This is a genomic window from Gluconacetobacter tumulicola, from assembly GCF_014174215.1.
In the GTDB taxonomy this organism is placed as follows: domain Bacteria; phylum Pseudomonadota; class Alphaproteobacteria; order Acetobacterales; family Acetobacteraceae; genus Gluconacetobacter; species Gluconacetobacter tumulicola.
Window position 1 is genome coordinate 57,278 of record NZ_JABEQL010000017.1, and the last position, 21,866, is coordinate 79,143.

The following is a 21,866-nucleotide window of genomic DNA, read 5'->3' on the forward strand; positions in this document are numbered from 1 at the left end:
TGGAGAGGGAGTATTCCTAAAAATCCATAGTCTTCCATTTTTAAATCATAAGAATAAAACAAGCATCTCCACCCAACCCACCAACCCCACCGAACCCAAACAGATCAAAAGTTTTTTTGGTTCTTTTTTTTCAAAAAAAACATCCTTCACCCAAGCTCCACCTTCCGCGCCTGCGCCAACCGCAAAGCCGCCTCCGCCAGCGTCGAGACCTGCTCCACCGCCTCGCTCCCCGCCCGCATCTCCATCTCCCGCGCCTCACGCCGTGCGCGCAGATCCAGCTCCGCCGCCCGCGCCATCGCCGCCGGATCGGGCGCCGGGGCCGGCCGTAACACCTTGTCCACCAACCCGATGGCAGCGGCCTCGAAGGCACGGCGACGGATTTCATGCCCGTCGCACCAGGGATCGTCCTTGAAGGCGAGCAGGAAATTGGCACGCGCCAGTTGCTGCATGTCGGTGACGATCTCGGGATCCGACACCGGCTCCACTCCGCCCCCCTGCTCGTAATCGGCGCGGGTGACGCGAAAGAACGCGCTGCCTTCCCGAAAGCCGGATTCATCGGGCAGATACAGCCGGTTCAGCCGGTAGAGCTTGCGATACTCCCCGCCCAGACTGCGATGAATGCGCTTGAAGATGGCGCTGAACACTTTCAGCCCCTGCTGGATCACCGCCAGCCCCAGCACGCCGGACACATTCCCACCCGGCATGGCGCCGGAGAGGATATCCTTGACCGACGCAATCTCCCGCCCGGCATCGACCAGAAAGCCCAGCAACTGAAACAATACCGGATTGGGCCCCGGAAACTGCAACGGCACCAGATTCTCGCGCAATGTGGCACCCGGCGTATTCACCACCTTGTATTCGCCGACCTGAAAGCGCACGGACCCGCTGTTCAGCGACATGCCCGAGCCGACAAAGCCACCGCCGGCGTTGGCGAGATGCGCGGCATCGAACATCTGGTTCAGGCTGGTATTCACCGCCGCATTCAACGGATGCAGCAAGGTGCCGAACCCGATATCGTAGATCGCGGAATCCGGCGACGGGATAAAGGAGAATTTGGTGTAATACGAAACCGCCTCGATCCGCCGGATGCGATGATCCTGCGCATCGAACATCACCCCATCCATGTCGAACCCGGCGGCAATGCGCGCAAGCCGGCCCGAATCGCGGGCGATGGTCACGATATAGGGCTCGGCATACCCGTCCCCATCCAGATCCAGCCGCCGATGCTGCTCCAGGAACGTCACCGGCGCATCGCTGTCCTCGCCACCCTCATGATTGCCGCCATAATCCTGCTCCAGGAACAGACCTGCGCGAATCCGCTCCTCGATCTCCCAAGGGTAGAGGTCGATCTCCTCGGTAATCCGCGGCGCGGTGGCAAAGGATTTGGCGTGGTAATCGATGCACAGCCGCAGCGGGTCGACCGTCTCGCTGACATTGCGCTGCAAGGCCGGGTCGAAATAGGTCTTGCGGAACATGGTGCCGACAATGGAAAGCTTCAGCAGCAGCTTGTCGGTCTGCTCCTCCCACTCCGCCATTTCGTCCAGCAACTGCCAGCTCATATGCCGGCCGATCGCCGTCGCCCGCGCCCGCTTCGCCCCCGGCGGCACCAGCCACAACGGCCCGCCATCCGGCCCCGTCAAGACCTGCCCCGGCCGCAGCGGATCGGGCACCGGCACACCGGAATCATCCCCCAGCACGGTACCCCGCACCACGTCCCGGTCACGCACGATGCCCGGATAGGCCCGTGCCGCAAACTGCACCGCCGCCACCGTCAGCAGCGGATAGATGACGTTCGACGCCCCCGGCCAGGGATAGGTCTTGGGCTCGGCCACCTGCTGGGCCAGATCCAGCCAGCGGCGGCAATTCTCCTTCCATTCGGCCCGCGTGGCCTCGTCGGCCCGCCAGTCGCGCGCCACCCGGTCCGCCACCCGCCCGTGCGTCGCCTCGTCCAGCTCCTCCGCAATATTCGGGATCTCGATCCAGCGCCGCAGCCGCTCCGCCAGATCCATGTCGGGTCCATCCCGCTCCGCCGCATCCATGCTCAGCACCCCTCGCCGCCGGGCGAGAACTCGCCGCACACATGCTCGGGCACCACCGGCGGAAAGGTGGCGAAGGGCTGCGGCGCCAATTGCCCCACGCGCGGCGCCCCCTGCGGCACCAGCACCACCGTCACCTGCGGCGGATAACGCCGGCACACCACATCGCCGCCCTCCACGCCATGATAACGGCACTGGCGGCAGCTACGCCGCCCCAGCCCCATATGCGTCCCCAGATGCGCCGGAATCACCAATCCTGCCATGTCAGTATCCCGTAATGTGCGATCGCGTCCGCCCGTCATCGGGCAGCGCACGCCAGATATCGTCATCCGCCTCCGCCCCGCCGGCCCCGCGCAATTCGCTGCCGAACAGCCGCGTGGCCACGTATTGCAGCGCGTCCATCACATGCGACCACCGGTTCTTCTCCGGCCGGTCGGTATAGCGCTCGCCACTCACCTGCACGCGCCGATACTGGTAGCCGCCCATCAGCGCCCGCCGCACGGTCGTGCAGCGCGGATGCAGCACAAAGCCCGGCGCCGCCCCGTCCAGCAGCGTGCGCAACGGCCGGCGCACACTCTCCAGCCGGATCGCCAGCGTCTGCATCCCCGGCGCGATGGCAATCCCCCGCGCATGCAGGATCTCGAAACAGGTCCGCTCGTCGGTCTGCGCCTTCTGCATCCCCGCCGGATCGCCGATATCCACAAACCGCGTATCGGGAAAATGCTGCGCCGAATGCCGCCCCACGATCTCGGCAAACCGCTCGATCCCCATGGCGTCCGACACCAGCTCGTCCACCACGATCCACTGCCCCGACGGCAGCATCTGCGTAAACACACAGGCCGGCGTCAGCCCGAAATCCCAGCCCCGATAAACCGGCAGCGCCGGCACCGTCCGGCATTCCTGGCAATGGAACCCGTCATTATACTCGCCGAAGACCGGCCGCCCTTCCATGACGAACCCGTAATCCCCGTCGATATAAACCTTGTTCCACTCGTCACTTTTCCCGACCGCCAGCCGCTGGTAATAACCGGGCGGCAGATTGTCCAGATTCTCCGCCATGCCAGCCCGCCCGCTGGGCTGGCGAAAGATCCGCGCGAAGCGTTCCACATTCATGCCCGGAATCACCTGCGCCAGCGCCGCCACCGCCTCCCCATGGTCCTTTTCCTCGAAGAACCGGTACCAGTCCGATTCCGCATCCGGCGGATTGGTATCCATGATCACGCCAGACCACGTCGCCCCACCGTCCCGCCGCGCCGGATACCGCCCCACACGCCCCTGCACCGCCTCGATGATCGCCCACGGCACCTCGCGCGCCTCGTTCACCCACGCCCCGGTCAGCTCCAGCGACAGCAGGTTCCCCACCTGGTCCGGCCGGTCCAGCGCCCGAAACAGAAACTCGATCTCGGCCGGCTTCTCGTCCCCCTCCGCCACCATCCGGTCGATCACATAGGAATGCTCGCTCGGCTTCCACCGCCCGAAGCGCACCGGCGGAAACCATTGGTGCACGGTGCGGATCGTGGTGTCCTCAAGCTGGCGATAGGAATTGCGGATCACCGCCCAGCGCGAGCGCCGCACGCCATCCGCCCCCGGCGCCTGCCGCAACCCCCGCAGCACGATCTCCCAGACGCAGCCGGAACTTTTTCCGGACCCGAATGGCCCCATCAGCCCCCTGATAAAGGCATCCGATTCCATAAACCGCCGGATCGTCGGCACCGACTCCCGATTATATCCCAGCACGCGCAGCCGGCGCCCTCAGCGCCCCTTTCCCACACGATGCGGCCCATGATCGGGCAGCGGCGCCACCCCCATCCGCCCGCCACGCGGACGCGGCGCAGGGGCCGCCGCGCGCTCATGGTCCTTCAGGACGACGCCATCCGCCCTGCCGGCACGCGCCCGGTCCTGCACCCCCGCCAGCTTTTCCACGCCGAAATCCTGAGCCTCGCCCGGAATCATCTCGCCCTCGGCCAGTTCTTTATGCTGTCGCATGAATACTCTCCCCCGATCTTTCCGCAGGGCTCCGCCCTGCACCCGGAAAGGGACAGTCGTCCCCTTCACCCCTGTTCAGCGCACGACGACGGTGTACAGGCCCGGCGGATCGGCGGGCTTGCCGTCGCGGCCCAGATGCTGCTTCACATCCTTCAGCAGCCCGAAATGCCGCGCCAACAGGTCCAGGCTCGGCGTACGCGGCGCCAGCCGCACCGTGAAATTCCCCGCCTTGTCCCACGACCACCCCGTCACCGCCGCACGCACCTCCACCGGCAGCGTCGCGATATCCTCCGGCCCCCTCAGCGGATGCGCCGCAATCGTGCCCACATCGTAGAAGGCCAGCCGCGTCAACTCGGCAATCACCCGGTCCTGGCTGAACTTCGTCCGTTCTTCCAGCGCCAGCTCCGCTTGGCGGATCGCCTCGCGCACCCGCACCGACCGCAGCAGCTTCCACGCATGCCGGCGCGCATACCCCGCCCCATACCCGGCCCGCATCGCCGCCCGCGTCGTGTTCAGATCGACCAGATATTCCGCGACGAACCGCGCCTGCCGCACGGTCAACCCCCGCGCCTGCTTCTCCCCCGCGTCCGCCGCCATCGCCTTCCCCCCGGTCTCACCGCACCGACCATATCGCCCGATCCGGGGGGCCGGATATCCTTATTCATCCCCACACTCCCTCGGGATGGTTTGGTTTGTTTTTTATGCCAGAAGACAAAAATCCCACCCGCCCCAGGGACATCGCAACCCTTCGCCCGTCGTTTCCCTCCAAGAACATTATCGCCCCGAATCAGTTTGACATCGCGATAAGTAGGTGCCATCTAATTTCATATCGAAATCAGTCAGCGCCGGAGCGGGTCCGCCATGCCCCCCATTCCGCGCTTCCTCCGCCGCACCGTGGCGCCCGGTAACGGGCCGCTTCGTGATGCCCAATATGATACGAAACAGGAACGAAAAAAGGATGAATCCCATTCCCTTCAGAGTTTCTCTGCTTCTGTGCGCTGTCTCGATCGTGCCCTTTTCCGCCTCCGCCGCTACCCGCCCGAAGGCGCAGCCGGCCGCGCAGCCCGCCCGCAAGGCACCCGTTCCCCGTACCGAGTCCGTATCGGTCGTCGCCACGCTGCGGCAGGCGGCAGGATCGGGCCAGATGGTGCGCACCCGTGCCGAAGCTTCGGTCAGCACCGTGGACCGCTCCTATATTACCAGGCAGGTCGCCAGCGCCGGCGCCCTGAACCTGGTCCAGAACATGCCCGGCGCCAATGTCGCGACTTCCGATGCCTTCGGCATGAGCAACCAGGTCACCATGACCCTGCGCGGCCTCAACCAGCAGGAAATCGGCTTCATGGTCGACGGCACGCCGCAGAACGACCCCAATAACGGCACCATCTACCCCTCGCAGCTCATCGATTCCGAGAATCTGCAGAGCGCCTCGATCACCCAGGGCTCATCGCCGATCGACACCCCCAGCTATGTCGATCTCGGCGGACAGGTCAGCTTCAGGACCATCGACCCGTCACACACATTCGGCGGCTACGCGTCCGCCATGTTCGGCACATGGGATTCCAAGAAACAGTTCATCCGCGTCAACACCGGCGATATCGGCAATACCGGCATCCGGGGCTGGGTGTCCTTCTCCAATTTCTACGACCAGCATTTCACCGGCCCGGGCACCGACCGGCGCCTGCATATCGACGCGAAATTCGTCAAGGAATGGGGCCACGGCAACCGCGTGGCAGCCGTCTTCACCTGGGCGGACCAAACGATCTCGAATTACTACGAACCCACCCTGGCCCAGTGGAACGCCAACGGGCGCTCCAACTATTACAGCCCCACCTACACGCCGGGCGGATCACCCGCCGCCAACGCCGCTTATTGGCGCATGTACCAGAACCCGTGGGAAGATTTCAATATCGGCCTCCCCTCCACCTTCCGCCTGACGAAGCACATCACGGCCGATGTCGAGCCCTATTTCTTCCACGGCTCCGGCGGCGGCCTCAGCGGCACCACCCTGCCGACGGGCGGCTATTACTGGGGCAACCAGTTCGAGGCCCCCGGCTCCGCCCTCCCCGGCGCCAGCGGCGGCCAGGCACCCGCCGTCCAGCGTTACCTCAATTCGCCCTATCGCACCGGCTTCGTCGACAAGCTCAACTGGACCGAGGGCAAGAACACCCTCACCCTGGGTAGCTGGTACGAGTACGACGATTTCTCCAACTGGATCGACTACACCCCCGTCACGGCCGGCGGCGCGCCGCAGGGCCCCCGCGGCACCGATCCCACGGTCATGATGGCCGATGGCCGCCCGCTGCGCTCGGGCGACTACAACCTCATGACCCAGGTCAACGGCATCTTCCTCAACGACCGTCTCAGCCTGCTACACGACCGCCTGCAGATCACCGGCGGCATCAAGGCCGTGATGGTCGACCGCGCCGGCACCAACCACATCCCCGGCACCGAATACCGCACGCACGACAACAGCTTCCAGCCGCTGCCGCGCCTGATGGTCCGCTACGATATCAATCACGAGCATCAGCTCTTCTTCAACGTCACCACCGGCTTCCGCGCCCCGCTGGGCACCAGCTTCTTCGGCAGCACCAGCCCCGCCACCGGCCAGGTCACGTCACTGGGCGCCGGCCAGCAGAAAGACGAATATTCCATCGCCGAGGAAGTCGGCTACCGCTACCAGGGCCGCCAGGTCCTCGGCAGCGTGACCTTCTTCAACTACAATTTCACCAACCGCCAGATTGCCACCCAGACCTATGTCGGCAATCTGCCCGTCTCCACCACCATCAACGAAGGCGGCCAGACCTCGCGCGGCGTAGATATCGAGCTGGGCACGGTGCCCTTCATGCATTTCAGCCCCTACGCCTCGTTCGAATATCTGCACACCTCGATCGACAACGATTTCAGGGTCGGCAACGACTATCTCCCCACCAAGGGAAAGACGGCGGTGCAGAGCCCGCATTTCCAGGCCTCGTTCGGCCTGTCCTATGACGATTCCCTGTTCTTCGGCAATTTCGGCTTCAAATATCTCTCGTCCCAATACGCCACCTTCATGAACGACGAGAAGATGCCCGCCCAGACCCATGGCGACATGACGATCGGCGTCTACCTCCCCTCCTACCGCTACATCAAGCACCCGAAATTCCAGCTCAACTTCGTCAATCTGTGGGACACCCACTACCTCGCCGGCCTCGGCTCCGTGCTGCCCAACGCGCAGGCCACACGCGGCGTCAACGGCACGCTCATCGGCGCCGCCGGCTCGCCGACCTACATCATCGGCGCGGGCTTCACCGTCGCCGCCCAGCTCTCCACCGAATTCTGAGCCCGATCGGCCCGGTCACAACCAAAAACACAAGAACCAGACAGGCTATCAGACCATATGGATCTCATTATCCGGAACGTCCGCCTCGCCTCCCGCCCCGCACCACTCGATATCGGCATCGTCGCGGGGCGGATCGCCGCCCTTCAGCCCCGGATCGCGTCCGCCGCCGCCGCCGAATATGACGGCGGCGGCTGCCTGGCTTTCCCCGGTTTCGTGGAAAGCCACATCCATCTCGACAAGGCCGCCACCCTTCACCGCTGCGGCACCGACGGCGCTTCCCTCGCAACCGCAATCAAGAAAATAACCGAACTGAAAGCCGGCTTCACGGTCCAGGATGTGCACGACCGTGGTGCCCGCGTCCTGCGCGAGGCCGTCACCCACGGCACCACGATCATGCAGAGCTTCGTCGAGGTCGACCACGCCGCCGGCCTGCGCAGCATGGAGGCCCTTCTGGCCCTGGCGGCGGAAGCACGCCACGCCATCGACCTGCGCCTGTGCGCCTTCGCCCAGGACGGACTCACGCAATATCCAGGCGGCGAAGCCCTGCTCGACGAAGCCCTGCGCCTCGGCGCCCACAGCGTCGGCGGCTGCCCCTATACCGACCCCGACCCCGAGCAGCAGATCCGCCGCATCCTCGCACTCGCCGCGAAGCACGGATGCAACGCCGATTTCCATATCGATTTCGACCTCGACCCCACGGCCAGCCGCCTGCCCTATCTCATCCAACATGTCATCGAAACCGGCTATCAGGGGCGGGTCGCCATCGGCCACGCCACCAAGCTTTCCGTCCTGCCCCAGGACCAGCAGACCGCCATCCTGGAAGGGCTGCTGGCGGCCGATATCGTGCTGACGGCCCTGCCCGCCACCGACCTGTTCCTCATGCGCGGCGCCATGGCCCCGCTGATGCGCTACGCCCGCATGGGTGGCCGCTGTGCCCTGGCCACCAACAATATCGTCAACCCCTTCACCCCCTTCGGCGACGCCAACCTGCTGCGCATGGGCAATCTCTTCGCCAACATCACTGGCGCGTCGTCCGATGCCGACCTGGCGACGATCTGGGACATGCTCACCATCAGCCCCGCCTCGTCCCTGGGCGTCCCCGCGACGATCGCCGAAGGCGCCCCCGCCGATATCGTCCTGATCGACGCCCCCGACCCGGCCACGGCACTGCGCGAACTGCGCCCCGTCCTCAGCGGCTGGAAGGCCGGGGTCTGGACCTTCGTCCGCCATCGTCCTGAAATGAAGGCTCCGTTCTGAAACAGGAATCCATCATGGATGACGCCCGAGACCTCGACCCCCAGCAGCTCCGCTCCTTCCTCGCGGTCGCGGAGACCCTGCACTTCACTTCCGCCGCCCGGCGCCTCGGCATCGTCCAGTCCACCGTCAGCCAGCATGTCAGCCGCCTGGAACAGGCCGTCAACCGCACGCTCCTGGTGCGCAGCACCAAGCAGGTCACCCTCACCCAGGACGGACACATGATGATCGCGCTGGCGCGCGACATCCTCTCGGCACAGGACCGCGCCCTCACCTGGTTCGACCGCTCCGTCATCCGCGGCTATATCCGCCTCGGCATCTCCGAAGACCTGACCATGACCCGCCTGCCGGAAATCCTGGGCATCTTCCGCGAGAAATACCCCAAGGTCGACGTCCATCTGCGCGTCGGCCTCAGCGGCTCGCTCCAGAACGATCTCGACAACGGCTCGGTCGACCTGCTCTGCACCAAGCGCCGCATCGGCGATGCACGCGGCACCACCATCTGGCGCGAACCCCTGACCTGGTTCGGCAACTGGGAGCCCGGCACCGCCCTCCCCCTCGTCGTGTTCCCCGAGCCGGCCATCACCCGCCTGATCGCGCTCGAATGCCTCAACAGCGCGGAAATCCCCTGGTACGTCGCCTTCACGTCCGAAAACCTCACAGCCTTGCTCGCCGCCGTCCGCGCCGGCTACGGCGTCACCGCGCAATCCTCCTTCCTCCGCCAGTACGACCGCTCGCTGCCCGTCGCCGAGGGCCTGCCCGAAACGCCGGAGGTCGATTTCATCGTGATCGGCAAGACCGAAACGCTCGAAGGCCCCGTCAAGGCTCTCGCCGACACCATCGCCGCCCATTCCCGGCAGATCACCCCCCGCGTCGCCCGACGCAGGGCCTAGCGCCCGCGCGCCGGGCCCCTCCTGAAAGAACCCCATGCTGGACACGACGCAGCCCCTTCGCGACCCCCTGCTCTGGAATCCCGATATCGCCCCCCTGCCCCGGCAGAAACGCGACTGGAGCTGGGTCACGCTCGCGGCCGTCTGGATGGGCATGGTCCATAACGTCGTCGCCTACGAAGCCGCGGCGGGGCTCATGGCCGTCGGCTTCTCGGCCCTCCAGTGCCTGCTGATCGTCTGGACGGCCTATTGCTCCCTCTTCGCCGCCATGTGGCTCAACGCCCGCGCCGGCACCGAATGGGGCATTCCCTTCTGCGTCCTGATCCGCGCCGCCTTCGGCCCGCGCGGCGCCGTCATTCCCGTCGCCATCCGCGCCGTGGTCGCCATCTTCTGGTTCTCGGTCCAGTCCTACGCGGCGTCCGAGGCACTCGATGCCATCCTCGCCAGCCTCTGGCCGGCCTGGAACAGCCTGCACTTCCCCGCTGGGGGCACATCGCTCGGCCTGTGGCTGTCCATGGCGCTGATCTGGGGCCTGCACGCCCTCGTCGCCGCCCACGGCATGCACCGCATCCGCAATTTCGAGCTAGTCGCCGGCCCGCTGGTCCTCATCGTCGCCGGCGCCGCTTCACTCTGGGCCATCAGGATCTGCCACGGCACCGGCCCGCTCTTCAGCATTCCCTCCACCGTGCATGGGGCGGACCTCGCGCTCCGGGGCGGTGCCGCCGTCACCAGCATCATCGGCATCTGGGCGTCCTTCGCGGTCAATATCCCCGATCTCAGCCGCTTCGTCCGCTCGCAGCGCGACCAGGCGATCGGCCAGCTCATCGGCCTGCCCGTCACGGCCATCATCTTCACGCCCATGAGCATCCTCATCACCTCGGCCACACTCGTCACCTTCGGAAAACCCATGTGGAATCCGGTCGAAATCCTGACGCAGATCCACAGCACACCCCTCACGCTCGTCGGCGGCACCACGATCATCATCGCCGCCCTGTCGGTCAACGTCGCCGGCAACATCGTGCCCGCCGCCTACGACCTGCTCAGCCTGTTCCCCCGCCGCCTCGATTTCGACCGCGCGGGCATCGCGGTCATCCTGCTCGGCCTGCTCGCCGCCCCCTGGATGTGGTTCGACCATCCACAAACCGTCTTTGCCCTGCTCGGCATCCTCTCGGCGGTGCTGGCGCCCATTACCGGCATCATGCTGGCCGATTACTACCTCGTCCGCCGCCAGACGCTCGACCTCTCCCAGCTCTACACCTTCTCCGGCCTCTATGCGGGCCGGCATGGCTGGCGCCCGTCCGCCCTCGCCACCACCGCCCTGACCCTGCTGCTCACCCTGCCCCCCACCCTGTTTCCGGCCGGAACATTCCCCGGCCAGGACGCCATCAACGCCGTCTCCTGGTTCCTGGGCATCGTGACCGGAGGCGGCCTCTACACCGCCCTCAACCGCTCCCTCACGGCCAGAACGCCAGATCACGACGCCTGAGCGCAAAACGGCTCATCCCTTATAAACCCTTCAAAAATCCGGAATCGTTGACAGCACCCATTCCCGTCCGCATCCTGCGCCATATCCCGGCGCAAGAGCGGACCGCATGCACAACTGGCACCTCCACTGGCTGAACGCGACCGGCGGCCTGCACACCCAGCAGGCGGACATCCACCAGGCTATCGCGCAGGCCCACACCCTGCTTGCAACCATGCTCCCGCCCCCGCCGCTCGATATCCTCATCCAGCGCGGCCGCGCCGGCACGATCCCCGAGGTCGGCATGGGCGGCCGCGCCTGGCACGCCCGGCTGGTGTCCCTGACGATCAACCCCGACAACCCAAACGTGGCCGCCACCATCGCCAACGGCACCCTGACGCGGGACATGCTGCACGAGGTCCACCACACACTGCGCATGGCCGGCCCCGGCTACGGCCGCACCTTCGGCGAGGCCATGGTCAGCGAGGGGCTCGCCTGCCATTTCGCCCGCACCCTCAGCCAGACCCCGCCCGCCCCATGGGAAAACGCGGTCGATCGCCCGACCATCATGCACCATCACGACCGCCTGCCCCCGATGGCGGCCACCGGCTACGACCACGCTCGCTGGTTCTTCGGCCAGGCCGATATCCCCCGCTGGTTCGGTTACACGCTGGGCTGCCAGATGGTGCAGACATGGCGCGGCACCACCGCCCCCCTGTCGGCCGAACGCTGGATCAACGTCCCGAGCGCGGACGTCATCGCCGCCGCCCGCGCCACCGGCCTGCTCCCCCCCACCACGGCATGACCATCGCCATCCCGGCACCCAACCGGACACGCCACCACACCACGTCGCACCTGGATTGACCGACACCGATGCCCCCCGCCCCGCACACACCGCATGACGCCCAGCGCCTCGCCGCCGTCCACCGGTCCGGCTGCTCGGCACCCCGGCCGAGGAACGGTTCGACCGCATCACCCGACTGGCACGCAGGATGATCGACGTCGATCACTTCAAATCCGTCAACGATACCTACGGCCATCCCGCCGGCGACGAGGTCCTGCGCATCATGGCCGAACGGCTGCGGGCCGGATTGCGTCCCCTGGACGCGGTCGGCCGTTATGGCGGCGAGGAATTCATGGCCCTGCTGACGGATATCGGCGAAGCCGATTCCCTGCGCATCAGTGAACGCATCCGCCAGAAAGTGGCAGGAACCATCATATCCTTCGACCAGCACCAGATCCCGGTCACATGCAGCATCGGCGTCGCCCTCTCGACGGAAGCCGACAGCGCGGAGACCCTGATCCACCGCGCCGACCAGGCCCTGTACCGGGCCAAGCAGTCAGGCCGCAACCGGGTCGAGATCAGCCACCGCCCCCATTGAAGCATGGGCGGTGGTTCGGGTGGGAAAGCCGGGTTCCCGCCGGGCGGCCCTCCCTCATTGGCACGGCCAGTTTCCCCCTTCTGGCGGCCCCAACCTCACCATTCCCACCTCTCCCACCATGCCGTCCGGGGGAAAATGTCCATCACGAAATCTTTCCATTTTCTGATAGTTTCGGGATAACGGCAGGCATAATCAATGATGTAGAAAATATTTCCATGTAATAATGACAGAAGGAAGAATTTTTAACTTGCTTCTGAAATTTATTCATGTGCAGATGGCGGCGGTGGATGCTTTTATGAGGACCTCTGACGCGCGTTGCGTCGGTGCTGTTCCGTGACAAGTTACGATTGCGTACACGTTTTGTATGCACCACCACACTACAGTAAAGGAGCCTCGTTATGACAACAGGCACCGTAAAATGGTTCAACTCCACCAAGGGCTTTGGCTTTATCCAGCCGGAGGACGGAACCGCCGACGTGTTCGTCCACATCACCGCGCTTGAGCGCGCTGGTATGGCCACCCTCAACGAGGGCCAGAAGATTTCGTATGAAATCGAGGCTGGCCGCAACGGCAAGAAGTCCGCGGTCAATCTCAAGACTGCGTGAAGGTTCCGCCAGCGGCACCCTCGGAAAACCGCCCTTCGGGGCGGTTTTTTTATGCGCGCGCCCGGCGGAATCCCGGCCCGGCACAATCGCGCCAGGCCGGTCCCCGTATCAGCGCAGGCCGCCGGACGCGATCAGCGTCTCCCCCGTCAGCCACCCGGCATCGTCCGATGCCAGGAAAACCGCAAGCGGCGCGATGTCCCGCACCTGCCCCGTGCGGCCCAGCGGCGTCTGCGCGATGATGGCCTGCTCCATCTCCGAGCCGACGACATGCGCGGTCTGTGTCCCCTCGGTCTCGATCAACCCGGGATTGATGGCATTCACCCGGATCTGCTTCGGCCCGAGTTCCCGCGCCAGCGACCCGGTAATGGCATCGACCGCGCCCTTGGTGCCGGTATAGACCGAAGAATTGGGCGGCGTGACGCGCGAGACGACCGAACTGATATTGATGATGCTGCCCCCGGCCCCCAGATGCGCCACCGCGGCCTGGGTCGTCAGCAGCACGCCCAGCACGTTGACGTTGAACTGCCGGTGGAAATGCTCTTCGGTGATCTCCTCGATCGACCCGAATTCATAGACACCCGAATTATTCACCAGAATATCCAGCCGGCCGAACTGGCTGATCGCGGCATCGACCAGGCCCTGCGCGTCGGCCTTGCGCGACACATCGCCCTGCACGGCAACGGCCTTGCCACCGGCTTCGGTGATTGCGGAGACCACCACATCGGCCCCCGCCTTGCTGGACGCATAATTGACGATGACGGCAGCGCCTTCCGCCGCCAGCGCCTTGGCGATCCCGGCCCCGATCCCCTTGGAGGCGCCGGTGACGATCGCGACTTTTCCTGAAAGCTTGCTCATTGGTCCATGCCTCTTCTGGGCCGGGAAGCGCCTCCGCCCCTCATGCCCGGTTTGCAAAACGGATAGGTTAAAATGTGGAGCGCCCGCTCCAACATGAGGCATATTGAGAGACGCATCCCCGCGTTCAAGGATTTATGGAGCGATGGCACCAAAAATAATTACCGACACGCAGGCCGCCACGAAGACCGACCCCACCCGCCGCGGCCGAGGCCGTCCGCAATCCTTCGACCGGGCGCAGGCCCTGTGCGCGGCGATGCGCCTGTTCTGGGATCGGGGCTATGACGGCACCAGCTTCGACGACCTGACCGCCGCCATGGGCATCAGCGCATCGAGCTTCTACAACGCATTCGGCAGCAAGGAGGCCCTGTACCAGGAGACCATCGACGCCTACGTCAAACGCGCCGGCGCCTGGTTCACCACCATCCTGCAGGAACCAACCGACACCCGCAGCACCTTCGCGCACCTGCTGACAACAGCCGCCACCGAATTCACGCGCGACGACCTGCCGACCGGCTGCATGATCGCAGCCGCCGCCACCCAATGCGCCCCCACCCAGGCCCGCCTGCGCGACCTGCTCGCCACCCAGCGCACCCAATCCGAAACCGCCCTGGCCACCCGCCTCCAGCAGGGAATCCAGGCCGGCGACCTCCCCCCCGACACCGACATCAAGGCCCTCGCCGCCTTCTACAGCGCCCTCCTGCGCGGCATGGCAGTGCAGGCCCGAGACGGCATCCCCCGCGAAAGACTGCACGAAATCGCCCGCATCGCGATGCAGGCCTGGCCGACATCGCCATAGCCGCACGGCATCCATCGGGGGAACGAGCCGTTCAACGCCCATGGCGGGGGCAGCGTGGATCATGATCCCTCCACCGACCCGGCAGGCGCCGGCGATCCTCGGCAAGTTGGTCCGGACCGGTCGGAGCGCGACCTTACGGCTGCCGAACCGTCTGAACGCGCCGATCACCCACACCACGCTCCGCAACATGGAGAACGGCGAAGCGGGCTCGGCGATCGGTTCCGTCTTCGCGGTCGCCGCCCTTGGGGAGATTTCAGCCGGAAGCGGTCCAGGCGTTTCCCCGCGGCGATCTCAGGATTTGCGCACTTCCTCCACCAGCCACGAGGCAAAGCTCGCGATCGGAGGGTGCCCCCAATTCTTGTCCGGTGCCCGCAGGACATAAGCCCCGAAAGATACATCGACGAAATCCTCGGACAGAGGCCGGATTTTGGTCAGGGTTCCCCGGGCCAGGTCGGTTTCCACCAGGAAGCGGTTGGCCAGGGCAATGCCCGCGCTCTCCCGCGCGGCCGCCAGAACCATGTGGGCCTGCCACAGCTTGGCCACCGGCTTGTAGGAAAGATGCAGGGAAGGACATTGCGTGGCGAACCAGCGGTTCCAGCTCTGGTCGCTGCCTTCTTCCAGAAGAGGCAGCATGGCGAGGTCCGCCGCGCAGACGGGCTGGAAGGGCAGGGCCCTGACGCAATCGGGACTGGCGACCGGAAAGACGCTGGGGCGGGTAATTTCCATCTGCCGCATGGTTCCGGTGCAGCCGTCGCGCACGAAGCGGATGTCGGCGTCGGCCCCGTCGTCGCGGAACATGGCCGGCGTCTCGGACGGCCGTATGACCAGGTCGATGTCCGGATGGCTGGCCCGGAAATGCTGGCAGCGCCCGGCAAGCCAGTGGAATGCGAACCCCGGCACGCACCAGATGGTCAGCGAACGCTCGGCGACATGGGCACGCGTATCGAGCGTGGCCCCTTCGATCTGGTCCAGTGCCAGGGCGACGCGATCGTGATAGGCGCGTCCGGCCGGCGTCAGCCGGCCGGACGCGCGGTCGACCAGCTCACGGCCCAGGAAGCGTTCCAGATCGCGCAGATGACGGCTCATGACCGCATGGTCGACCATGAGCGTCTTCGCGGCGCGCCGGATTCCCTCTTCACGTCCGATGACGACAAAGGCGCGCAGCAGCGCCATGGATGGCAAGAAACGACCATATGGCATGCGTTCCTCCAAAAGTGGGCGGTGATCATTCGTCACCACAGCACAACGAATAAAGCATCTTATTGCCGTATCGAATCGTCATGTATGACAAATGCATGAGAACCACCAGTCAGGATATATTTGAGAGAAAATAACAAAAAGAATAAGTTACATTTCACGTATCAGCATAAAATTTACGTATATGTCAATTTGTTTTTATTATATTTATAATAATGATCAAGTTTATGTTTTATTTTTGAACGAATTTATATCTACTTATCCGTTTTTAAAGATTTTTCATTTTGTTTTATGAATTAAATGCTTTCCATTTTGTACAATTATTCCGGGGATGAAGGACAAGGATGTCGATGACCAGATCGTTTCTGGACCAGATCGCCGGCGCCATCGTCGCATGCATGGTCCTGCCGTCCCTCTCCGTAGCCCGGGAGGGCGCCGACATCATCTTCCACAATGGCAAGGTGCTGACGGTCGACCGTCATTTTTCCGTCGCCGATGCCGTCGCGATCAGGGGCGATCGGATACTGGCGGTCGGCGACGAGTCGATTTTGGATCGTTTTGATGCCCGGCAGGTGATCGACCTTCACCACCATGTCCTGATGCCGGGCTTCACGGATACGCATGTCCATATGCTGCCCATGTCGCACCGTCAGGTCAGTCTGGAAGGAGCGAAATCCATCGCCGACATCCAGGCTCGGCTGAAGCAGAAGGCGTCGGTGTTGAAACCCGGCGAGTGGATCACCGGAAATGGATGGGACGAAGCCCAGTTGGCCGAGCGGCGGGTCATCACGCACGCGGACATCGATGCCGCTGTGCCGGACAATCCCGTGCTGCTGACACGGGCAGGCGGCCACTCCGCCGTTGGAAACGCGCTGGCGATGAAGCTGGCGCATATCGGCCGTGCGACCCCCGACCCGGTGGGGGGCATCATCGAGCACGATGCCGCCGGCGAGCCGACCGGCATCGTTCGCGAGCGCGTCGATCTGTACCGCCGGCTCATTCCCCTGGATTCATGGGAGGAGTTGAAGCCGACCTATGTGGCGTCCATCCGGCGGCTGATTCCGCTGGGCATCACGAGCTTTCATTCCGCGACGACCTCGATCGACGACGAACCCGTCGGCCTGGGCGGGATCGCCGATCCGCCGCCGACCCTGACCTTCCGCCGCCTGCAGGCCATCTACCGCCAGCAGGGCGAGGCATTGCCCCGGGTGACGACCTATATCGCCTATCCCGGGGCGCGACGGCTGGCGGAATACCCGCATCATAGCGGCTATGGGGACGATCGCGTGCGCCTGGGCGGCATCGGCGAAAATCTTGTCGATGGCGGCTTTACCGGCCCCACGGCATGGCTGCTGGCGGATTATAAGGGCCAGCCCGGCTTTCGCGGGCGAGGCTTCTTCACCGATGCGCGCTTGCAGGAGATGGTCGATACGGCGGCCAGGACCGGATGGCAGATGGCACTGCATACGATCGGCGACGCGGCCATCGTCCAGACGGTCAGGGCTTACGACAAGGCGTTGGCCACCATCCCCGGTCCCGACCGCAAGGGCCGCGACCGTCGCTGGTTCCTGTGCCATTTCACGATCATGCCGCCGGAGGCGACCATGGAGACCATGGCGCGCGACGGAATCATGATCGTACAGCAGCCGAATTTCCTGTATGATCTGGAGCGCCGGTACGAGGACAATCTGGACGACTGGCGCCTGGCCCACAACAATGCCGTCGCCACGCCCAACAGGTTCGGCCTCCGGATCGCCTTCAGCAGCGACAACCTGCCGATCGGCCCGATGGTGGGCCTGTACGCCGCGATAACGCGCAAGGGACCCGACGGCCGGGTCCTGGGCGGCGGCGAGGCCGTCTCGCGCGCCGAGGCCATCCGGCACTACACCATCGATCCGGCCTATTTCTCGTGGGAAGAGAACAGCAAGGGCAGTATCGAGCCCGGAAAGCTGGCCGACATGATCGTCCTGGACCAGGACATCATGACGGAGCCGGAGCAACGGATTCTGGATACGCATGTCCAGATGGTCATGATCGGCGGCAGGATCGTCTATCGGCCCGATATCCCGCTTTAACAACGACATTTCCATTCACGTGCCATCATGGCCGCTGCCAGCCCGCGCCCGCCCATGAATGGCCCACGACGAGCGACAGGACGGACGATGCTGAAGACCGACGATATCAGGAACGCGGTGGCGGAAAACTGGTCCAGCCAGATCGCATGGCTGTCGGAACTCGTATCCTTTCCCAGCACGCGGGGAGAGGAAGCCCCCTGCCAGGACTGGCTGGCGCGCGAATTCCGGTCGCGCGGGTGGGCGGTCGACCGCTATACGCTGGACGATGTCGCGATCGCCCACCTGCCCGGATACTCGCCGGTGCACGACACCGATTACGCGCGGGCGGTGCAACTGGTCGCGGCCCTGCGCGCGCCCGTCCAGCGGGGACGCAGCCTGATCCTGCAAGGCCATGTGGATGTCGTGCCGACGGGGCCGGCGGAGATGTGGTCGTCGCCGCCCTTCCGCCCCGTCATCCGGGACGGACGCCTGTATGGCCGCGGCAGCTACGACATGAAATCGGGCGTCTGCGCCATGGTGTTCGCCCTGGACGCGCTGCGGCGCCTGGGAAAGGCGCCGGGTTCCGACGTGTACGTCCAGACGGTGACCGAAGAGGAATGCACCGGCAACGGGGCGCTTTCCACCCTGGCGCGGGGATATCGCGCGGATGCCTGCCTGATCCCGGAACCGACGGGGCAGAATATCCTGCGGGGCACTATCGGCGTCATGTGGTTCCGGCTGGTGGTGCGGGGCAATCCGGTTCACGTCCATTCCGCCGGCAGCGGCGCGAACGCGATCCTTTCGGCCTATCCGATCCTGTCGGCCATCCAGCAGGAGGTGGCGCGGCTGAACCGAACTCTGGGAGACGACCCGTGGTTCTCACGGATCGAAAACCCGATCAAGTTCAACGTGGGCAGGATCAGGGGCGGGGACTGGGCCAGCAGCGTTCCCGCCTGGTGCGCGGTCGACTGCCGGATCGGCGTGCCGCCCGGCCGGGACCTTGCCGTCTTTCGCGCCGATATCGCGGCCGTCGTGGAGGCAGCGGCACGCCGCGACCCGTTCCTGCGCGACAACTGGCCGGAAATCGTCTGGAACGGCTTCCAGGCCGAGGACTATGTCCTGCCGCCGGGATCGGCTTTCGAGGACACGATGCGTGCCGCGCATCGCGACGTCACCGGGACCGAGGCGGAGGAAATCGTCCTGCCGGCCGTCACGGATTGCCGGTTCTATGGGCGCTATTTCAGCATTCCCAGCCTGAGCTACGGCGTCTCGGGCGCCAATGCGCACGGATATGACGAATATGTCGACCTGGACACGCTGAAGTCCGTCACCTGCACACTTTCCGTATTCATATCGAAATGGTGTGACCTGGAAGAGATATGACTCCGTATTCGTCGATATTTTATTGAAAAATACAACGAACAACAAGTAATTAAATACAGAAATTCTTTACCGAATACACGTCAGGGGACAAAAATATCCTGACGAACAGATATGCACAGGAAAAGGACAGACATATGACGATCGATCCCGGTACCCCGGCCCTCCCCCCGGCCACGTGCAGGACAGGCACGGCGCCTGGCCTGAAGATCCTGCTGATGGCGGGTGCCTGCTCCCTGTATCTGGGCCAGGGCGATGCCCGGGCAGCGTCCGCACCGCAGGACAGCCCGCACGCCAGGACGACCGGCGCGCCCGGGGCCAATGGCGGGTCCAAGGCGGGCAGCGCGTCCAGGGCCGAAAACATCACCGTCAGCACGGTGCGCCGCTATTTCCATTTCCAGGAGGCGCAGACCCAGCCGGACTCCGCGACCCGCCTGACGGGCGAAACCCTGACCAGAAAGGGCGTGGTGAGGAATACCGACCTGCAGAACCTGGCCCCCAACGTGACGATCCAGTCGCTGATGGGCACGGCCAGCACCAATTATTTCATCCGCGGCATCGGCATGAGCGATTTCACCCAGAACAACATGTCATCGGTCATGACCTATGTGGACGGAGTCGCCTTTCCACTCAGCACCATGTCCAACGGCATGATGTTCGACCTTGCGAATGTCGATATCGTGCCGGGCCCGGTGGGCACGACGCATGGCATGGCGGATTCGGGGGGCGAGGTGAATATCCATACCGCCGACCCGACGGATACCTGGCATGGCGGGGTGACGGAGGATATCGCCAGCTATGCCCGCAGCCGGACCGACCTGTATGTGTCCGGACCACTGGCCCGCAACCTGTCCTTCCGCATCGCCGGCCAGACCATGCATGGCGGCGGATGGCAGTACAGCCCGATGAACCACACCCATCTCGGCGATGCGCAGGAGGGCGGCCTGCGGGCCAAGCTCCGCTGGACGCCCGACGAGAAGACCGAAATCATGCTGACCGGGCACTGGGTCCAGGACGATTCCAACGTCATCGTGGGCCGTCCGGTCAAGAACGTGCTGCCCGCATTCTCCAACCCCATGCCGTCCTACCAGCAGGCGAACTGGAACATGACCCGGCCGTTCGCGCAACTGGTCGGCCGCCCGTCGACGCTGTATCCCAGCGAACACAATACGTTCTGGGGTGCGGATCTGAGGATGCGGCGCGACCTGGGCTTCGCGACGCTCCAGAGCATCAGCGCCTACGAAACCGAGCGCGAGGGCGAGTTCACCGACCAGGACGGCCTGACCTACTCGACCGGCAACGCCTATCGCAACATCGTCGCCAACTCCTTCTCGCAGGAACTGCGCCTGTCGGCGCAGGCCCGTCAGGCGCCCCTGCAATGGGCGGTCGGGGCGTTCTACAACCGGGTCAGGGTGTTGCAGAGCTTCTACTACGATTTCCTGGACTACCGGGGATTCATGACCGAGACGCCGTTCCGGCAGAACCAGCAGACCTTCTCGCAATATGCGAACCTGTCCTACCGCCTGCCGGCGCATGTGACGCTGTTCGGCGGCATCACGCATGAATCCGACGACCGGCAGATGCTCGGCCTGGAAACGAACCATTACAACGCCAGCCTGCAGCAGATCGCGTCCCTGAAATTCCACGACGAGGGGGCGGAGGCCAACCAGTTCAGCGGCAATGCCGGCATACAGTGGCAGGCGCGCCGGAACCTCCAGCTTTACTTCAAGGTCTCCAAGGGCTTCAAGCCGGGCGGATTTTCGGCCAACGACACGGTCGTCCAGGACCAGTTGACGCCCTTCAAGCCGGAAACAGTGCTGGCGTACGAAGCCGGATTCAAGAGCGACATCATTCCCAACGTCTTCCGCCTGAACGGGGCCGCGTTCTATTACGATTACCACGACCAGCAGATCCTGGGCATCTATGTCGCCCCGAATTATGGAACATTAGGTCGGTACACCAACATTCCCAAATCCGAAGTCTGGGGCATCGAGTTCAATACCGAAATCCACCCGGTGAAATATCTCTTCATCCAGCAGAATTTCGGCTACGAGCGCGGAAAATTCCAGCAGTTCCAGCAGGTCAATCTGGCGACGGTGGATGCGTACTATGCCGCGACAGGGGTGTGGAAGCCGTTCTACCAGGATTATGGCGGCGTCGATTCCGGCATTCCCAAGCTGACCCTCAACGGTTCGGCCGACTACCGGCTGCCGGTGTTCACGCATTATCAATGGGAAACCGGCCTGGACTGGACATACCGCGATTCCCAGGCCCTGACGCCAGGCGGACTGGGATATCAGCGCCTGCCCAATTATTTCCTGCTGGGCGCCCATATGACCTACCGGCCCCTGAAGGGGCCATGGTCGGCGACGGTCTATGCCACCAACCTGCTGAATCGCCAGTACGCGGTGGCCGGAGGACAGACCACGACGACCTATCTCTGGTTTTCCGGCGAGCCGCGCTTCATCGGCGGCCGGGTCAGCCTGCAATATTAGGGCCTGTTAGATCTTGTAGGTTATTCCTATATATGAGGAATGAGTGAAAGCAATGCGACACAGATTTTCACCGACGAAGCGTGGGCGGTTTGGGAGCCACTGATCGAAGCGGTGCGTCCGCGGGGCAAGACGCCGCCGAAAGACCTGCGGCGGAC

General features: G+C 64.4%; 18 protein-coding genes. 11 read left to right on the forward strand and 7 right to left on the reverse strand.

What is annotated here, in order from left to right; genetic code table 11:
- Positions 1 to 146: 146 nt before the first annotated feature.
- The 5 genes from HLH29_RS13010 to HLH29_RS13030 all read right to left on the reverse strand — a co-directional run bounded on the left by HLH29_RS13010 (position 147) and on the right by HLH29_RS13030 (position 4,619).
- A complete protein-coding gene (locus tag HLH29_RS13010; protein WP_275944183.1) occupies positions 147 to 2,039 on the reverse strand; it encodes a co-chaperone GroES in 1,893 nt (630 codons plus the stop codon).
- A gap of 2 nt (positions 2,040 to 2,041) precedes the next feature.
- Positions 2,042 to 2,299 (reverse strand): hypothetical protein, encoded by a 258-nt coding sequence (locus tag HLH29_RS13015; RefSeq protein ID WP_182967465.1) that lies wholly within the window; start codon positions 2,297 to 2,299, stop codon positions 2,042 to 2,044.
- A 1-nt stretch (position 2,300) separates the two neighbouring features.
- A complete protein-coding gene (locus tag HLH29_RS13020; RefSeq protein WP_338030241.1) occupies positions 2,301 to 3,773 on the reverse strand; it encodes a hypothetical protein in 1,473 nt (490 codons plus the stop codon).
- Positions 3,774 to 3,788: 15 nt separating this feature from the next.
- A complete protein-coding gene (locus tag HLH29_RS13025; RefSeq protein WP_182967467.1) occupies positions 3,789 to 4,022 on the reverse strand; it encodes a hypothetical protein in 234 nt (77 codons plus the stop codon).
- 75 nt (positions 4,023 to 4,097) lie between these two features.
- On the reverse strand, positions 4,098 to 4,619 hold the full coding sequence (locus HLH29_RS13030; protein WP_182967469.1) for a terminase small subunit: 522 nt from the start codon (positions 4,617 to 4,619) through the stop codon (positions 4,098 to 4,100).
- Between the two features lie 361 nt (positions 4,620 to 4,980).
- Between HLH29_RS13030 and HLH29_RS13035 the strand changes: the two genes are divergently transcribed.
- From HLH29_RS13035 to HLH29_RS13065, 7 genes are all read left to right on the forward strand, one after another.
- Positions 4,981 to 7,341 (forward strand): TonB-dependent receptor, encoded by a 2,361-nt coding sequence (locus tag HLH29_RS13035; protein ID WP_246374234.1) that lies wholly within the window; start codon positions 4,981 to 4,983, stop codon positions 7,339 to 7,341.
- Between the two features lie 57 nt (positions 7,342 to 7,398).
- The gene (locus HLH29_RS13040; RefSeq protein WP_182967473.1) at positions 7,399 to 8,598 is read left to right on the forward strand and encodes an amidohydrolase family protein; all 1,200 of its coding nucleotides are present in this window, start codon (positions 7,399 to 7,401) and stop codon (positions 8,596 to 8,598) included.
- Between the two features lie 14 nt (positions 8,599 to 8,612).
- Positions 8,613 to 9,488, forward strand: coding sequence for a LysR substrate-binding domain-containing protein (locus HLH29_RS13045; protein WP_182967475.1), 876 nt, complete (start codon positions 8,613 to 8,615; stop codon positions 9,486 to 9,488).
- A gap of 34 nt (positions 9,489 to 9,522) precedes the next feature.
- Positions 9,523 to 10,971 carry an NCS1 family nucleobase:cation symporter-1 gene (locus HLH29_RS13050; protein ID WP_182967477.1) on the forward strand — a complete coding sequence of 483 codons (1,449 nt, stop codon included), beginning with the start codon at positions 9,523 to 9,525 and terminating at the stop codon, positions 10,969 to 10,971.
- Positions 10,972 to 11,077: 106 nt separating this feature from the next.
- A complete protein-coding gene (locus HLH29_RS13055) occupies positions 11,078 to 11,752 on the forward strand; it encodes a DUF2268 domain-containing putative Zn-dependent protease (RefSeq protein WP_182967479.1) in 675 nt (224 codons plus the stop codon).
- A 187-nt stretch (positions 11,753 to 11,939) separates the two neighbouring features.
- Positions 11,940 to 12,329: a GGDEF domain-containing protein gene (locus tag HLH29_RS13060; protein ID WP_182967482.1), complete on the forward strand. Its 390-nt coding sequence runs from the start codon at positions 11,940 to 11,942 to the stop codon at positions 12,327 to 12,329.
- A 398-nt stretch (positions 12,330 to 12,727) separates the two neighbouring features.
- Positions 12,728 to 12,934: a cold-shock protein gene (locus HLH29_RS13065; protein ID WP_182967484.1), complete on the forward strand. Its 207-nt coding sequence runs from the start codon at positions 12,728 to 12,730 to the stop codon at positions 12,932 to 12,934.
- 108 nt (positions 12,935 to 13,042) lie between these two features.
- Here the strand turns inward: HLH29_RS13065 and HLH29_RS13070 are convergent, their stop codons facing one another.
- Complete coding sequence (locus HLH29_RS13070) at positions 13,043 to 13,789, reverse strand: glucose 1-dehydrogenase (RefSeq protein ID WP_182967486.1); 747 nt, start codon at positions 13,787 to 13,789, stop codon at positions 13,043 to 13,045.
- Between the two features lie 142 nt (positions 13,790 to 13,931).
- Between HLH29_RS13070 and HLH29_RS13075 the strand changes: the two genes are divergently transcribed.
- Positions 13,932 to 14,585, forward strand: a complete 654-nt coding sequence (locus HLH29_RS13075) for a TetR/AcrR family transcriptional regulator (RefSeq protein ID WP_246374235.1) — start codon at positions 13,932 to 13,934, stop codon at positions 14,583 to 14,585.
- A gap of 291 nt (positions 14,586 to 14,876) precedes the next feature.
- Here HLH29_RS13075 and HLH29_RS13080 read toward each other — a convergent pair whose 3' ends face one another.
- The gene (locus HLH29_RS13080; RefSeq protein ID WP_182967488.1) at positions 14,877 to 15,785 is read right to left on the reverse strand and encodes a LysR substrate-binding domain-containing protein; all 909 of its coding nucleotides are present in this window, start codon (positions 15,783 to 15,785) and stop codon (positions 14,877 to 14,879) included.
- Positions 15,786 to 16,132: 347 nt separating this feature from the next.
- Between HLH29_RS13080 and HLH29_RS13085 the strand changes: the two genes are divergently transcribed.
- From HLH29_RS13085 to HLH29_RS13095, 3 genes are all read left to right on the forward strand, one after another.
- Positions 16,133 to 17,857, forward strand: a complete 1,725-nt coding sequence (locus HLH29_RS13085) for an amidohydrolase (protein ID WP_182967490.1) — start codon at positions 16,133 to 16,135, stop codon at positions 17,855 to 17,857.
- Between the two features lie 87 nt (positions 17,858 to 17,944).
- Entirely contained in the window at positions 17,945 to 19,219 is a 1,275-nt protein-coding gene (locus tag HLH29_RS13090; RefSeq protein ID WP_182967492.1) for an ArgE/DapE family deacylase, read from the forward strand.
- A 134-nt stretch (positions 19,220 to 19,353) separates the two neighbouring features.
- On the forward strand, positions 19,354 to 21,711 hold the full coding sequence (locus HLH29_RS13095) for a TonB-dependent receptor (RefSeq protein ID WP_246374236.1): 2,358 nt from the start codon (positions 19,354 to 19,356) through the stop codon (positions 21,709 to 21,711).
- The last annotated feature ends 155 nt before the right edge of the window (positions 21,712 to 21,866 follow it).